Origin of the sequence: Amycolatopsis sp. cmx-4-61 (genome assembly GCF_046548775.1) — a bacterium.
In the GTDB taxonomy this organism is placed as follows: domain Bacteria; phylum Actinomycetota; class Actinomycetes; order Mycobacteriales; family Pseudonocardiaceae; genus Amycolatopsis.
The window spans coordinates 61,381-77,047 of sequence record NZ_JAEBEI010000027.1; the positions used below are offsets into that span (position 1 = coordinate 61,381).

Genomic DNA, 15,667 nt, shown 5'->3' on the forward strand with positions numbered 1-15,667 from the left:
CCGGTGACCAGGACGGTCCCCCGCGGCCGCCAGGCCGCCCGGGCCGGCGGGGCCGGGCGCACCAGGCGCCGGGCGAAGACGCCGGACGGCCGGACGGCCAGCTGGTCCTCGGTCCCGGTCAGCAGTCCGGCCAGCCGCCGCGCGGATTCCGCGTCCGGCTGCTCGGGCAGGTCGGCGAGCCCGCCCCAGCGGCGGGGCTGCTCCAGCGCGGCCACCTGGCCGAGACCCCAGACGGCGGCCTGCCGGGGCGCGCGGACCGGGTCGCCGTCGCCGGTGCCGACCGCTCCGCACGTGACACTCCACATCGGACAACCAAACCGCCGCAGCAGCGAAAGCGTTCCGGTGAGCGCGCCTTCTTCGTCGAGGGCGTGCAGGGAAACGACACCGGCGGGTTCCCCGGTGAAGTCCTCGTCGCGGACGTCGGCGCCCGCCTCCGCCAGTGCCGCGGTGATCAGGGGGCGCCACGGCGACCGGCGGCCGCCGGCGACGAGCCACGTCCCGGACAGCCGCGCGGTGCCTTCGGCCGTCGTCGGCCACCACGCGATCCCGTAGCGCAGGCCGGCGGCGTGATCGGCGCCGGTGCGCGCTTCGGCCGGCGGGCGCCACCAGAACCGCCGTCGCCGGAACGGGTACGTCGGCAGGCCGGTGCGCCGGGCGCCGGTCCCGGCGAAGACGGCGTCCCAGCGCACGGCGGCGCCGCAGGCGTGGGCCTCGGCCAGGGACCGGAGGAAGCGGTCCCGGCCGCCGTCGCCGCGCCGCAGCGTCCCGACGGCCGCCGCGGCCACGCCCGCGTCGTCGAACGTCTCCCGCATCCCGAGCGCGAGCACGGGGTGCGGGCCGACCTCGGCGAACACGCGGTGCCCGGCGGCCAGCAGCCGCCGCACCCCGGCTTCGAAGCGCACCGGCTCCCGCAGGTTGCGGTACCAGTAGGCGGCGTCGAGGACGGCGTGCGGTTCCCCGGTGACGGTCGAGAAGAACGGGATGTCCGGCGGCCGCGGGGTGATCGGCGCGAGCGCGGCCAGGAGCCGGTCGCGGAGACGTTCGACGTGCCGGGAGTGGGACGCGTAGTCGATCGGGATCTCCCGGGCCCGCACGTCGCGCAGCGCGCACGCGGCGACGAGTTCCCGCAACGCGTCCGGGTCGCCGGACACCGCGACCGAGCGCGGCCCGTTGACAGCGGCGACCGAGACGCGGTCACCCCAGCCGGTCAGCAGCTCGGTGACCTCGGCCTCGGGCAGCGGAACCGAAACCATCCCGGAGAGCCCGGCCAGCTCGCTCAGCAGCCGGGCGCGCAGGGCGACGACCCGGGCGGCGTCCGCGAGCGACAGCGCACCGGCGACGCAGGCAGCGGCGATCTCGCCCTGCGAGTGGCCGATCACCGCGTCGGGCTCGACGCTGTGGGCGCGCCAGAGCGCGGCCAGCGACACCATCACCGCGAACAGCACCGGCTGGACCACGTCGTCACGGTCCAGCGCGGGTGCCGCAGGCCGCTCGCGCAGGACGTCGGCGGGAGACCAGTCGAGGTGCTCCGCCAGCGCCCGCTCGCACTCGGCGAACCGGGCCGTGAACACCGGTGAGGTGCCGAGGAGCCCGGCCGCCATCCCGGCCCACTGCGAGCCCTGGCCGGGGAAGACGAAGACGGTCCCGCCGGTCGTGGCGCGCACGACGCCGGTGGTACCGCCACCGGCGATGGAGTCGAGGGCATCGAGGAGGCCGGACCGTCCGGTGGCGACGAACGCGGCCCGCTCGTCGAAGCGGGTGCGGGTGGTGGCCAGGGAGTAGGCGATGTCCGCCGGGGCCTCGTCCGGGTGGTCGGTGAGGTGGTCCCGCAGCCGCCGGGCCTGAGCTCGGAGTGCAGCGGTGTCACGGGCGGAAAGGACATAGGGCAAGGGGGACTCGGGCGCCGGATCAGCCGGGGTTTCCGGTTCGGCCGGGGCCTGTTCCAGGACCACGTGGGCGTTCGTGCCGCTGATCCCGAACGACGACACCGCCGCCCGGCGGGGGCGGCCGGTCTCCGGCCACTCCCTCGCCGAGGTGAGCAGCCGGACCCGGCCGGCCGGCCAGTCGACGTGCGGGGACGGTTCCTCCGCGTGCAGGGTCGCCGGCAGGACCCCGTGGTGCATCGCCTGCACCATCTTCACCACGCCGCCGATGCCGGCGGCGGCCTGCGCGTGACCGATGTTGGACTTCAGTGAACCCAGCCAAAGCGGCGTTTCCCGGTCGCGGCCGTACGTCGCGAGCAGGGCGCCGGCCTCGATCGGGTCGCCGAGCGCCGTCCCCGTGCCGTGCGCCTCGACCACGTCGACGTCCGATGTGGACAGTCTCGCGTCGGCCAGCGCGGCGCGGATCACGCGCTCCTGGGCGGGGCCGCTCGGTGCGGTCAGGCCGTTGCTGGCGCCGTCGGAGTTGATCGCCGACCCGGCGACCAGGGCAAGCACGGGATGGCCGTGGCGACGCGCGTCCGAAAGCCGCTCCAGCAGGACGAGCCCGGCGCCTTCGGCCCAGGCCGTGCCGTCGGCGCCCGCGCCGAACGCCTTGCAGCGGCCGTCCGCGGCCAGCCCGCCCTGCCTGCCGAACTCGAGGAAGATCCCCGGCGTCGCCAGCACCGTGACTCCGCCGGCGAGGGCGAGCGTGCACTCGCCCTGCCGCAGGGCCCGCGCGGCCAGGTGCAGCGCGACCAGCGACGACGAGCACGCCGTGTCGACGGTCACCGCCGGGCCCTCGAACCCGAGCGTGTAGGCGATCCGGCCGGACAGCAGGCTCGCCGAACTGCCGGTGAGCACGTGTCCCTCCGCGCCGTGGCCGGGTTCGTGCAGCCGGGGGCCGTAGTCGCTCGCCGTCGCGCCGACGAACACGCCCGCCGGGGTGCCGCGCAGCGCCGCCGGGTCGAGGCCGGCACGTTCCAGCGCTTCCCACGCCGTCTCGAGCAGCAACCGCTGCTGCGGGTCCATGGCGAGCGCCTCGCGCGGGCTGATGCCGAAGAACTCCGGGTCGAACAGCGCGGCATCGGGCAGGAAGCCACCGCGGCGCGGGATCTCCGCTCCCGCCGCGCCGAGGTCCCAGCCGCGGTCGCCGGGAAAGCCCGTGATCGCGTCGACGCCGTCCGCGACCAGCCGCCACAGGTCCTCGGGCGAGCCGGCCCCACCGGGGAACCGGCAGCCCATGCCGACGATCGCGATCGGCTCGCCGGGTTCGGCGACGGCCACCGGGGCGGCGGGTGCGCGATGCTCGCCACGCAGGTGCTCGGCGAGCGCCAGCGGGGTGGGGTGGTTGAACGTCAGCGTCGGCGGGAGCTCGACGCCGGTCGCCGCGGTGAGCCGGTCCCGCAGCTCGACCGCGGCCAGGGAGTCGAAGCCGAGGTCGCGGAAGGTCCGGCGCGGATCGACGTCGCCGGCGCCGGGGTACCCGAGCACGACCGCGGTGGCGGACCGGACGACGTCGAGCGGGTCCCCGCCGGCGGCAGGCACTTCCGGTCGTTCGTCCATGGTGGACAAGGTGGGGCCGAGCCAGTACGGCTTGCGCTGGAAGGCGTAGCCGGGTAGTCCGATCGCCCTGGCCGGCGCCGGGTCGCCGAACACCGCGGGCCAGTCGACCGGCGCGCCGTCGGCGAAGGCCTGGGCCACCCCGGAAACCAGGGTGCGCGGCTCCGGCCGGCCGGCGCGCAGCACCGCCGTGACCGACACCGCTGCGTCCGGCAGGGTGCCGCGCACCAGCGCGGCCAGCACCCGGTCCGGGCTCACCTCGACGAACCGGGTGGCGCCGAGCTCGTGCAGCGTCCGGACGGCGTCGCCGAACCGGACGGGCTCGCGGACCTGGCGCACCCAGTAGCCGGGCTCGCCCAGTTCGCCGTCCGCCGCGAGCCGGCCGGTGAGGTTGGTGACGACCGGGATCTCGGGCTCGCCGTAGGCCAGCCGCCCGGCCGTGCGGGCGAACTCGCCGAGGATCGGGTCGAGCAGCGCGGAGTGCCCGGCCACGCCGACCGGGAGCCGTTTCACGCGGCGGCCGCGCTCGCGCCATCGGGCGGCCACCGCGAGAACGGCTTCCTCCGCCCCGGAAACGACCGTGGCCCGCGGGCCGTTGACGGCGGAGACGCAGACGCCCTCTTCGACGCCCTCGCCGAGTACCTCGTCTTCACCCGCCTCGATGGCGGCCATCGCCCCGCCGTCGGCGACCGTCTGCATGAGCCGGGCGCGTTCCGCCACGAGGGTGGCCGCGTCCGGCAGGGACAGCACCCCGGCCACGTGCGCGGCGACGAGCTCGCCCGCCGAGTGCCCGGCGAGCAGGTCCGGGCGCAGGCCCCAGTGCGCGAGCAGCCGGACCAGCGCGACCTCGACGGCGAACACGGCGGGCTGGGTGAACCGCGTCTCGTCCAGGAGCGCGCCCCCGGTGAAGACGACGTCCTTCAGCGAGGTGCCCAGCAGCGGGTCGAACGCGGCGCAGACCTCGTCGAACGCGGCGGCGTAGACCGGGAACGCCGAGTACAGCTCGCGTCCCATGCCGGGGCGCTGGCTGCCCTGGCCGGCGAAGAGGAACGCGGTGGTCCCGCCGGTTGCCGTGCCGCGCAGGACGTTCCCCGCGTCGGTGCCCGCCGCGAGCGCGGCCAGCCCGGCCCGGAGTTCGCCGTCGCCGGTGCCGACGACGACGGCACGTTCGGGAAAGGCGGTCCGGCCCGCGGCGAGCGCACCGGCGATCTCGGCCGGCGTGCGGCCGGGCTCGGCCGCCACGAATTCCGCGAGCCGCCCGGCTTGCCCGCGGACGGCGTCGCGGGTCCGGGCGGACACGGTCCAGGCCAGTACCGGCGGCGCGGCCACCGGCGAGCCGCCGGCCGGCGCGGGGCGGGACAGCACCAGGTGGCAGTTCGTCCCGCCCATGCCGAAGGAGCTCACCCCGGCGAACCGGCGGCTGTCCGGCCACGGCGTGTGGCGGCCGTTGACCGCGAGGTTCAACTCGGCCAAGGGGATTTCCGGTGGCGGAGCCACGTGGTTGAGGCTGGCGGGCACTTCGCCGTGGTGCAGCGCGAGCACCGTCTTGACCAGCCCGGCGACGCCCGCGGCCGCGTCGAGGTGGCCGATGTTCGTCTTGACGCAACCGACGAGCAGCGGCCGGTCGCCGGTCCGCGCGGCACCGAGGACCGCCCCCAGTGCGGCGGCCTCGACCGGATCGCCTCGCCGCGTCCCGGTGCCGTGCAGTTCGACGTAGCCGACGTCCTCGGGCCGGACACCGGCGCGGGTGTAGGCGGCGCGCAGGACGGCCCGTTGCGCGGCTTCGTCCGGCACGGTCAGGGCCTCGCTCGCGCCGCCGTGGTTCATCGCACCGCCGTGGACGAGCGCGTAGACCCGGTCGCCGTCCGCTTCCGCGTCGGCGAGCCGCTTGAGGACGACGACGGCGCCGCCCTCGCCCCGCACCGTTCCGTTCGCGCGGGCGTCGAAGGCGTAGCAGCGGCCGTCCGGGGAAAGGCCGCCGAACTCCGCGAAGGCGATCGCGCCTTCCGGCACCAGGTTCAGGTGCACGCCACCGGCGAGAGCCACGGCGGTCTCGCCGCGCCGGAGGCTTTCGCACGCGAGGTGCACCGCGACCAGCGACGACGACTGGGCGGTGTCGACGGTCAGGCTGGGCCCGTGCAGGCCGAGGAAGTGCGAGACGCGGTTCGCGGCGAGCCCGGGGCGCAGCCCGGCGAAGGTGTGCGAGGTGATGGCGGAACGCCCGGCCTGGTGGGTGAGCAGGGCGTAGTCGTCCCCGCCGGTCGCCAGGAAGACCCCGGTGTCGCTGCCGGAAAGCCGTGCCGGAACCACTCCGGCGTCTTCGAGGGCCTCCCACCCGAGTTCGAGCGCGAGCCGCTGCTGCGGGTCCAGCGCGGCGGCCGCCCTCGGCGAAATGCCGAAGAAGCCGGGATCGAAGCCCCGTACGTCGTCGAGGAAGCCACCGCGGCCGGCCGGATCGGCACCGGCGACGGCTCGGGCGTCCCAGCGGCCGGCGGGGACGTCGGTGATCGCCTCGGTGCCGTCCCGCAGCAGCCGCCAGAACGCACCGGGGTCGGCGGCTCCCGGCACCCGGCAGGACAGCCCGACCACCGCGATCGGCCCCTTCGCGATCATGCCGCCTCCTCGTCGCCCTCCCGACCCTTGCAGCCACGCCGGGCCCGTGACGTCTCCGGCGTTGCTGGGCGCATGGCAGCCACGGGGCGCTCTTCACCTACGTCCAGAGCAAGGACGCGCTGCTCTACGTCGCACTGACCTGGACGATCCGGCCGGGCGCCGGCCCGGCAGTGGACGGACGGCGAAGGGTTCCCGAAGCCGGCCGCCGCGCTGACCCGGCGGCGGGTCCGGTCCGCGCGCGAAGAGTTCGGCAAGCTCTACACCTTCATAGAGACCAACCGGGACGTCCTCGCGCTGGTCGCGCAGTGCGCCCGTGAGCTGCCGGAGATGTTCCGGTTCTGGTTCGTGCAACGCCGCCGCGCCCGGCACCGGCTCGGTGACTTCGATTCCGCGATGCTGAGCGACGAGAAGTGCCGGACCACGGTCCGTCACCTCGTTCTCGGCGCCTTCCTGCCGGCGGAGGAGAACTCGTGAGCGAGACCGGAGAAGCCACCGGATTCCGGCAGGAGCGGGCGGTAGCGTGGCGGCCGGTGCCGCCGATCGCTGCCGTCGCGGCCGTGGGTGCACCTCGCGGTCGCCACCCGGTACGGCCGGCACCGCGACGAGTTCTGCTACGTGCTCACCGGCCGTCACCCGGCCTGGAGGTACGTCGACCAGCCGCCACTGACCCCGCTGATGGCTCGGACAGCCGCGGCGGCGTGCTGCCGCTGCGGGTGCTCGCGATCGCGTGCCAGGCCGGCTGCGTCCTGCTCGCGGCGAAGCCGGCCGCCGAGTTCGGCGGCTGAGCCCGCGCCCAGGCCATCGCCGCCGTCGCGGTCGCGGCGAGCGTCCATGTCGGATCCGGGGACAGGGGCGAGTACCTCATCGCCGCGGCCAACCTGGCGTCAGGACTTACCCGCGCCGGCCGAGAAAAATTCTTTGATAGAGCACTGGGATCCGCGTTTTCTTCCATCGAGTCGCACCCAGGACCACCTCGAAAGCGGCTTCAAGCACAGGGTCTGTTTGACCAACAGAACATCGCGCGAACCGTCGAACAACTGGTTCAGGCCCAGCCGACACCGCGGGCGGCTGGGCCTAAACCGGGCCCGAACGGAAGCATCTGGAGGACGCGGAAGCCAGGCTCCAGCGGTTCCAGAACGCCATCTCCGCTAGCGTGCACCCGTCGGCCGTTGTCGAGGGCATCAACCGGGCGCAAGCCGACCGTGCGGCCGCTCAGACGGAACTGATGGCGGCCAACGAGCCTGCCGGGCTCGGCGAGGCCGAGGTCTACGCAATGAGCGACTCCCTCGGCAACGTCAGCGCCGCCCTCGCCGATGGTCAGCCGGGCCGGCTGGCTTAGCTCTACCGAGACTTGCAGCTTGACCTGCGGTTTGACCACAAAAAGAGGCCGTCGACGTGACGGCCTCTCCGCGGTTGAATAATTCGTGTGTCCGAGGACGATCTTGCTCGATACGAACAACCCTTAGCCTCTAAGAGGCCGCACATCTAAGCAATCATTAATTGATCAACCGTCGGCTGCACGCCCGGTTGACAGATCATGGACGGTCTTACTCGCCAGCTACAGCCTGACGGCGCCTCGATGACCAGGTGGCTTCGTATGACTTCAAGGCAGTGACGCGATTCGCGAAGAGACCTTACCGGGACCGAGCTTGCCACAAGCCGCAGCTCACAGTCCACCAAAACAAAGGGCGTCGCCGAGACGGCGCCTCGCGACGTCCGCCCAAAGTCAGAAGGTGAGCTACTTTCAATTAGTAGTAATCGAGACTGAGCGTAATCACAACCGACCAAGCACCGCAGACCGTCACCGCTGCCGCGACAGCGAACTCGACTCCGCCAAGGACGCGGTTGCCCGAGTCGACGAGGCTGGGGAACCGCTGGAGCCTGCGCAAGCTCGACACGTCGACCGTGGATCAGCAAAGTTCGAAAGGACTATCAGGCGCGTTGTCGTTGTCCCTGGAACCCCTCATACCCGACCGGGGTGAGGTTTCCGAGCCGGAGTGGCGGCGTTGCCGGTCGTGGAAGATCTCGACCAGCTTGTGGTGCTGCTCGAGGCAATCGCGCCTCGGTCATCCGTCCAGACGACGAGCGAACTCTTGCTCCCTCTGCTTCCTGGTTTACGGCTATTCACCCACCTCGATCCGGCGAGTGCCGTCTCCGTCCTGCGCGTCGGTTGGCTCCGCGGCAAGCCCCACTGCGCTGCGGACCATGGCCTGGGCACTTCCCAAGTAACCGGCGGGGTCGCACAGGGCGTCGATTCGATCGATGCCGAGAATTGCCACGACATCGGGGGCCTTTCGCAGTTCGACGGCCAACTCGGTGCCGGTATCCCGTACTCGGCTGCAGGCAGCGTAGACGAGTTGGTGGGCGTGCTGACGGCCGATTTCGGGCGCGAGTGCCATCATCACGGCTTCCGCGGCGATGAGCCCGCCGGTCAAGCCCAGGTTGGCTCGCATTCGCTCCGCATCGACCCGCAGACCGGCCATCGTCTGCTCAGCCTGCGAAAGCGACGAGGCGAGCAGCAGGAATGCCTCGGAGACCACCACCCATTCGACGTGCCAGGGGCCGGTGGCGCGCTCGAAGTCCTGCATCATCGCGTCGAGCATGGCGGAGGACTTGTCACGAAGCAGCTTCGCCGCTGCCACCATGACTTCGCTGGAGATGGGGTTGCGTTTCTGGGGCATGGTGGAACTGGCGCCCCGGCCCGGCACGAATGGTTCGGCGAGTTCGCCGAACTCCGTCGAGCACATCAACGCGACATCGGTGCCGATCTTGCCGACCGAAGCCCCGATCGCCGCGAGCAGGCCGACGATCTCGGCCAGCCCGTCCCGCGCGACGTGCCACGTGATCCCGGGGTCGCGAAGGCCGAGTTCCGCCGCCAGTCCGGCCCGTACCCGAAGGCCGGCCGGGCCCGGGCCGAGCGAAGCCAGGGTTCCGGCCGCTCCCCCGAACTGCACCATCAGATCCCGCTCCCGCACCGCGGTCAGCCGATCGGCATGACGGTCCAGCGCGGACAACCAGACGGCCACCCGGTAGCCGAAGGTGACGGGCAGAGCGTGTTGGAGATGAGTCCGGCCGGCGGTCACCGTGTCGATGTGCTCCACGGCCAGCCGGCGCAAGTGCGCGCGCAGGCGATCAAGCGCCTCCGAGATCAGGGTCAGGCCCTCGGCGCACTGGAGAACCGTCGCCGTGTCCATGATGTCCTGGGTGGTGGCTCCCCAATGCAGATATCCGCCGGCGTCACCACACTGCTCGGCGAGTTGTCCGACGATGGGCAGGATCGGGTATCCGACCGTCTCCGTGTCGCGGCGGAGCCGATCGCGGTCGAGCCGCGCCGGGTCGCACGATGCCGCGATCACGTCCGCACTGCGGCGCGGTATGACGCCGGCCTGCGCCTCCGCCTTGGCCAAGGCTACTTCGACGCGAACGACCAGTTCCACATAGGACTGATCGGAGAAGACCGCCCGCATCTCGGCCGTACCGAACAGGTCCCGGAACAGGAACGAGTCGAAAACGGTGCTGCCGGTCATCGCCCGTCCTCCCCACGCCGGGGAGTACCCATGTGGATGGCTACGTACTTCTGCTCCAGGTACTCGTCGATCCCGGTGTTACCCCCTTCCCGGCCGATGCCGGACTGCTTCATGCCACCGAAGGGAGCGCTCGGGTCGGACACGTAGCCGCGGTTGAGGCCCACCATGCCGGTTTCGAGCTGTTCGCTCATCCGGAGCGCCTGCCCCAGGTCTCGGGTGTAGAGGTAGCTCACGAGACCGAACTCGGTGTCGTTGGCGTCGCGCAGGGCTTCGGCTTCGGTGGTGAAGGTCCGGATGGCCGCAACCGGGCCGAAGATCTCCTCGCGCGTGATGCGAGTACCGGCGGGGACGTCGGTGAGCACGGTCGGCGGGTAGAAGTAGCCCGGTCCCTCGGGAACCCGGGCGCCGGTGCGCACCCGGGCGCCCGCGTCGACCGTTTCGTCGACCAGGTCCGCGACCCGGCGCCGCTGGCGTGCGTCGATCATCGGCCCGAGGTCGGAGCCGGGGTCCGTGCCGGGACCGACAGTGATGGTGGCCATGCGCGCGACGAGCTTTTCACCGAACTCGTCGACGACGTCGGCGTGGACGTGGAAGCGATTGGCGGCGATGCAGGCCTCACCGACGTTGCGGAGCTTGGCGGTCATCGCACCCTCGACCGCGGCGTCGATGTCGGCGTCGCGGCAGACGATGAACGGAGCGTTGCCCCCCAGCTCCATCGAGGTCCGCAGGACGGTGCCGGCGGCCTGGGACAGCAACGTGCGGCCGACGGGCGTGGAGCCGGTGAACGACAACTTGCGCAGCCGGCCGTCCAGGAGGAGGGGCTCGGTGATCGCGGCCGCTCGGGTGGTGGGAACGATGTTGAGCACGCCATCGGGCAGGCCGGCTTCGGTCAGCAGCGCCGCCAGCGCAGCTGCCGTCAGGGGTGTCTGCGGCGCGGGCTTGACCACCATGGTGCAGCCGGCCGCCACGGCCGGGCCGATCTTGCGGGCCGGCATGGCCAGCGGCGCGTTCCACGGCGTGATCAGCAGGCAGGGCCCGACCGGCTGCCGGGTGACCAGCACCCGGGCGGTACCGTCCTCGCTGACCTTCCAGCTCCCGTCGATCCGGACGGCTTCCTCACCGAACCAGCGCAAGTAGTTCGCGCCGTATTCGACCTCCGCCCGGGACTCGGCCAACGACTTGCCCATCTCCAGGGTGATCAGCAACGCGAACTCGTCGATGCGCTCGATCAGCTCGAGATGTCCTAGTTCGTCCAAGCAAAGCAGATCGACGCGGCCGTAGCGGGCGATGGTCTTGGACAGGTGTTTGTCGTCGGCGGCCTCGACGAGCTCGTTGACCAGGGCGGCCGCGGTGACGTAGCGGACCTTGAACCCGGCCTCCGCGGCTGCGGTGCCCAGCCCGATCAGCAGGTGGGACTTGCCGGTGCCGGAATCTCCGATCAGGCAGACTGGCTGCCCGGCGCGGATCCACGCGCCTTTCGCGAGGGTGTGCACGAGTGCGGGTGGGACGTTCGGGTTCGCGGCGAAGTCGAAGTCCTTGATGCGTTTGGTGCGCGGGAACCCGGCCTGTTTAACCAGGCGGGCTTTGCGGCGGACCTCGCGGTCCTCGCACTCGATGAACAGCAACTCCGACAGGAAGCTCTTGTAGGTGGCCTGCTGGCGGGCCGCGGCGGCGGCCTGGTCGCCGAACCGGTCGCGGATCGTGGGCAGCCGCAGGATCCGGCAGGCTTGTTCGATCGCGACGTCGGCGGCTTCCTCGGTCATCTGGTCCCGGCCGCGGGCGGTGGTGCGGGTCATGACGCGTTCCCCTTCATGGAAGTGCGGATGGCGCTGGGGTGGGTGAGCAGCTCGTCGTAGGCAGCCACCGACGGCGGCGCGGGCCGGGAGTCCTGCGGCAGATCGGCATCGCGGCGACGCTCCGGCAGGGACACGACCTTGCTGCGGCTGCTCCGGGGCTGCGGCGGCTGGAGTGTCGTGGTGTCGCCGGCCGCGGCGGCGTGCTTGCGGGCCTCGATCGCCACCACATCCGGTGAAACCGACCCGGCCTCGAGTGTGGTGCGGATCCCAGCGATCACGTACGCATGGCTCATTCGCCGGTGCAGCAGCAGAACCTCGATCAGTAACCGGGTGCCGGCCTGGTCGCCGTGCTTCGCGCGGGCGGCGGCCCAGAACGCGTCGTGGGTGGCGGTGAACCAGCCTTTCCGCCGCGCGTGGACCAGCGCGGTCGCTCCGCGCAAGGCACCGGGTTTGCCGGCCAAGACCTCGAGATAGTGGTCCAGCACCAGGTGCTGCCCGCCCTTGGTGGTCAACCGGGGGTGCCGTGCGACCTCGGTCGATCCGTGCAGCACCACCAGTGTTTCCGCGTCGAGCTTCGCCCGGACCGTCTGCCCGATCAGCTGCGCCGGGACCGAGTAGAGCGCTTGGCGGACGGTGATCCTGGCGTATCGGTCGACCCGCGGCGTCGTGGTCAGCGCGATGTCGAACTCGTCGGTCGGCAACGGCGCCAGCAGCGGCGCCTCCAGCGCGAAGTCCTGCCCGATCGTGCTGGTCCGCTGGTCGATGTGGCGGGCGTCCTCGGCCAGGTCCGCCGCAGCCAGCCGGTCATTGATGTCGGCCAGCCCGGAGATATCGGCGATCGCCGGGACCGGGACGAACCAGCGGCGCCGGAACCGGCCGCCCTCGCCTTCGACACCGCCTTTCTCATGAGCACCTTCTTTGCCTGGCATGCAATAGAAACTCGTGACTCCGTAGGCGGACTTGAACAGCACCCACCGGTCGGTCTCGATCCGTGATCTTCCAAAGCAGACTCGTCGGACCGCTGATGAGAGGTTGTCGTAACGGATCTCTCCGGCCGGGACGCCACCCAGTTCGGTGAACGCGGCGACATGACCAGCGAAGAACGCCTCCTGCCCCTGCGACGAATACACGCGATGGATTGCTCTGCCAGAGAACGACATTCGCAACGTGAACAGGAAACACTTCGTGTCGACACCGCCAACGTTCACCCAAACCTCAGCGAAGTCGACCTCCGCGTCCTGGCCCGGAAGATGTGTCTGCGGGACAAATCCGTCCATAACACCCGCTCGGATCCGTGCCTCCGGTGCAATCTGCGATCGACGGGCCGCGACATACTTCGACACCGTGCGATAAGCGATCATCGCGCCGTGCTCGTCGACCAGCCGCTCCCAGATCCGATGCGCGGTATGCCGCTGCTTCCGCGGCGCGTCCAGATCCGCCCGCAGCATCTCGTCCATCGCGCCACGCAGCGGACCGGTCACCGGAGAAGGCCGCGTCGGCGTCTTGCGCGGCGGAGGCACCGCTGAGGCCAGCGCCTGACGGACCGTCCGGCGGTGCACACCGTGCCGGTTAGCCAACGCCCGAACCGAGAGCCCTTCCACCCGGGCATCCCGCCGGATCAGCGCGAACAACTCCACCCTGGTCACCATTCCGGCTCCCAAGCGGACAACCCCTCACCAGCACTGTCCACCCAGGACCCTCATCCGACGCGCCGACGCGCCACACGTCACCGAACAAATCCCCCGATCGGTGGGTCCCACTCGCGGTGCCAAACCGGGGCCAAACCACGATGCCACGGCCAGTCATGGCGCCGACTCCTTCGCTCAAATGACAAGATCCGAGCCAGCGTCTGACCGGGCCTTCGCGCCGTTCCTGGCTCTCGACCTTGCCCCGACTAACGAGCAAGCCTCGATTCATACGGATGGGCGACGACTCGCCCTCCGCGCGAGGGCTCTGCGGGTGGCAGCCTGTCCGCCGTGTCGTACTCAGCCCCAGGCACAGCGGCGCGGGCCGAAATGCGGTTTCGGACTCGAGGGCGGACGCTCGGTCGTTTTTGTCATCGCGCAGAGCGGGTCACAGACCCGGTCGAGGACACCTGGACCGTAGGTCCACCCGAAACGAATGCGACACTTTTGCTGGTCAACGTCCACCGTCTGACAGTCCACCTGCAGCTGCGGCCTGCGCTTGAGCCGCTTACCCGAGGGGACCTCGCGATCGCCCGGCATCGCGACGATGACCGTTTCGGCGTGGCGTACGAACGCAGCCCGCACTCGATCGACCTCACGACGGCCCAGCGTGCGGTGCACAACCTTCTCCCCCGACCACTCCCGGCCCAGTGACGCGGCTGACCGCAATCGCGCTGAGGGGCTAATCGCATGAGGACGCTGCTGGAGGCGGTGCGCGAGGGTGATCCAGGTGTGATCGTCGGCCTGGCGTTGATGGGTCTGGCGCTTGTCGGCGGGGTCTGGGTTCGCTGGGCCAGGCGGCCGGTGAAGCCGCGGAACCAGGCGTACACCGTGGCGAGCATCCAGGCGCGGCTCGAACGCGAACAGGCCACCTTCCAGGCCCAGATCGATCAAGCTCGCAGGGCGGAGTTCCAACGGCGACCGGGTTCGCCGACGATCCGTTCCTGCGGCGGCCCCGGCGTGGACTGGTCGTCGGCGTCACCCAAGGGGACGGGCGCGGTCCCGGCCCCGGTCCGTTCGGGCTGGACACCCGGCAGGCTCGCCGCCGCCTGGCCGGGACACCCGATCAGTCGCGGCTCTTGATGTCGCGTGCCTACGCACTCGACGACCTCACCCTCGGCATCCTCTGGGCAGTGGCCAACCTCGACGAGGCACTGCCGGACGACGACGAGTCCTTGGACGACAGCCGGGGGCAACTGGCCGCCTACGAGCGATTGCCTCGTTCCGCGGCTGGGCGGGAGGTCGCCGGCGACCTCCCGCCTGTGTCGCAGATGTGGCTGGGCTCGCAGTTCTGCGCCAGCCACATCCTGCGTTGAACGAGCGGTCCGCCGGGATGTCCAGGTCGGCCGGCACTCCGTACATCGTCGTCTTGTCGGTCTGGACGGCCGTCATCGTCTTGACTGTCGACGGGTCGAGCAGCCGCAGGCCGTCGACGTCGCTGACGGTGGCGGCGTACATCCGGGCCAGCGGGTGCGCGTCGGCGACCATGTTGGCGGCGGGGAACTCGGCCGCGCGCCAGGCTCGCGTGCGGAAGTAGCCGGTGGCGGGGTCCATGGCGCCGCCGAGGACGCCCGCGCGCATCTGGATCGCGTCCGGCGTCCACATGGATTCGATCCATCTGGTGACGGTGTCCGCGTCGAGGCCGGTGGTCGCGATCATCCCGGCGAGCAGTTCCTCGACGGTGAACGGCGCGGCGTCCTCGGCGCCGCTAGTCGATGGCATTTCCGTGCGTAGTTCTGCGTCACCGGACGAGGGCTGCGAGGAGTTGCTGGGTGAATGCCCGCGGGTGGGTAGTGAATCCGGCGTGGCCGCCCGGGAACTGGGCCAACGCGAGACCGACCAGTTCGGCGAGGACGGCAGCGCAGCGATACGGGAAGGTTTCGTGTCCGGTCGTGCCGCCGGCTAAAGTCAGGCGGACCGGCGATGCCTTGAGCGCCGCGATGTCCGGGGTGAACTGCTCCAGAGCGGCTGCCTCGTGGGTGAAGAAGAACGTGGCGTTGGCCTTGGCCCGAGCAGGATCCTGGGGACGGAGTTTGACTTCCGGCTCGCGGTCGTCGAGGTCGACGTCGAGCATCGCCCGAAAAATATCCATCGCCGCGCTCGGTCCGGCGACGCGCAACTGTTCCAGCAGCTCGACGGGTGCCGTCGGGCGTTCCGCTGGCGGGAGCAGCTGAACTATCGGTGGCTCATGCGCGACAAGGGTGCGCGCGAGCGCCGGATGGCGGGCGGCGAGATCGAGTCCGACCACTGCGCCCGCGCTGGTGCCGAAGACATGAGCCGGGCCGTTGTCCACCGTACGGAGCAGCGCCGCTGCGTCATCGCCATGTGTGGCAACGGTCTGCGGCGCCGCAGGGTCAGCCAAGGGGCTTCGGCTGTAGCCGCGACGGTCGTAGCTCACGACCGTGAAGTGCTCGGCCAGAGCGGCAACCATGCCGTCGAAGCTGTTCGCGTCGCCGTGCCCGCCGGACATCAGAAGCAGGGTCGGTCCTGCGCCACGGACTTGGTAGTACAGGTTTGCTCCGGGCACGGCAAGCGTGCCCTCCACGAGGGTGGTCATGATCTGC

General features: G+C 71.3%; 10 protein-coding genes (1 of these 10 cut by a window edge). 3 read left to right on the plus strand and 7 right to left on the minus strand.

From position 1 onward, the window contains the following. Nucleotides 1-6,095: the 5' end (the start) of an SDR family NAD(P)-dependent oxidoreductase gene (locus tag ACLJOU_RS42445; protein WP_410574938.1), read on the minus strand. It extends 11,725 nt beyond the left edge of the window; the window shows 6,095 of its 17,820 coding nt (coding positions 1-6,095); its start codon is at nucleotides 6,093-6,095; its stop codon lies off the left edge, out of view. A 327-nt stretch (nucleotides 6,096-6,422) separates the two neighbouring features. Between ACLJOU_RS42445 and ACLJOU_RS42450 the strand changes: the two genes are divergently transcribed. Continuing rightward, nucleotides 6,423-6,569: a hypothetical protein gene (locus tag ACLJOU_RS42450; protein WP_410574939.1), complete on the plus strand. Its 147-nt coding sequence runs from the start codon at nucleotides 6,423-6,425 to the stop codon at nucleotides 6,567-6,569. 155 nt (nucleotides 6,570-6,724) lie between these two features. On the opposite strand, the gene ACLJOU_RS42455 is transcribed toward ACLJOU_RS42450, so the two are convergent. Next, on the minus strand, nucleotides 6,725-6,928 hold the full coding sequence (locus tag ACLJOU_RS42455) for a hypothetical protein (RefSeq protein WP_410574940.1): 204 nt from the start codon (nucleotides 6,926-6,928) through the stop codon (nucleotides 6,725-6,727). A 320-nt stretch (nucleotides 6,929-7,248) separates the two neighbouring features. On the opposite strand from ACLJOU_RS42455, the gene ACLJOU_RS42460 reads away from it, so the two are divergent. Beyond that, a complete protein-coding gene (locus ACLJOU_RS42460; RefSeq protein WP_410574941.1) occupies nucleotides 7,249-7,434 on the plus strand; it encodes a hypothetical protein in 186 nt (61 codons plus the stop codon). A gap of 781 nt (nucleotides 7,435-8,215) precedes the next feature. Here ACLJOU_RS42460 and ACLJOU_RS42465 read toward each other — a convergent pair. From ACLJOU_RS42465 to istA, 3 genes are read right to left on the minus strand one after another with little or no spacing between them, the layout of a single operon-like run. Further along, nucleotides 8,216-9,622, minus strand: coding sequence for an adenylosuccinate lyase family protein (locus ACLJOU_RS42465; RefSeq protein ID WP_410574942.1), 1,407 nt, complete (start codon nucleotides 9,620-9,622; stop codon nucleotides 8,216-8,218). After that, complete coding sequence (locus ACLJOU_RS42470) at nucleotides 9,619-11,418, minus strand: aldehyde dehydrogenase family protein (protein WP_410574943.1); 1,800 nt, start codon at nucleotides 11,416-11,418, stop codon at nucleotides 9,619-9,621. Before ACLJOU_RS42470 ends, ACLJOU_RS42465 begins: the two co-directional genes overlap by 4 nt. After that, a complete protein-coding gene (gene istA, locus ACLJOU_RS42475) occupies nucleotides 11,415-13,067 on the minus strand; it encodes an IS21 family transposase (RefSeq protein WP_410574944.1) in 1,653 nt (550 codons plus the stop codon). The genes ACLJOU_RS42470 and istA overlap by 4 nt, the downstream gene beginning before the upstream one ends. A gap of 726 nt (nucleotides 13,068-13,793) precedes the next feature. Here istA and ACLJOU_RS42480 point away from each other — a divergent pair. Beyond that, on the plus strand, nucleotides 13,794-14,186 hold the full coding sequence (locus ACLJOU_RS42480; RefSeq protein WP_410574945.1) for a hypothetical protein: 393 nt from the start codon (nucleotides 13,794-13,796) through the stop codon (nucleotides 14,184-14,186). Between the two features lie 27 nt (nucleotides 14,187-14,213). Here ACLJOU_RS42480 and ACLJOU_RS42485 read toward each other — a convergent pair whose 3' ends face one another. Both ACLJOU_RS42485 and ACLJOU_RS42490 read right to left on the minus strand, forming a co-directional pair. Further along, nucleotides 14,214-14,825 (minus strand): hypothetical protein, encoded by a 612-nt coding sequence (locus ACLJOU_RS42485; protein ID WP_410574946.1) that lies wholly within the window; start codon nucleotides 14,823-14,825, stop codon nucleotides 14,214-14,216. Between the two features lie 19 nt (nucleotides 14,826-14,844). After that, nucleotides 14,845-15,660, minus strand: coding sequence for an alpha/beta fold hydrolase (locus tag ACLJOU_RS42490; protein WP_410574947.1), 816 nt, complete (start codon nucleotides 15,658-15,660; stop codon nucleotides 14,845-14,847). Nucleotides 15,661-15,667 lie beyond the last annotated feature (7 nt).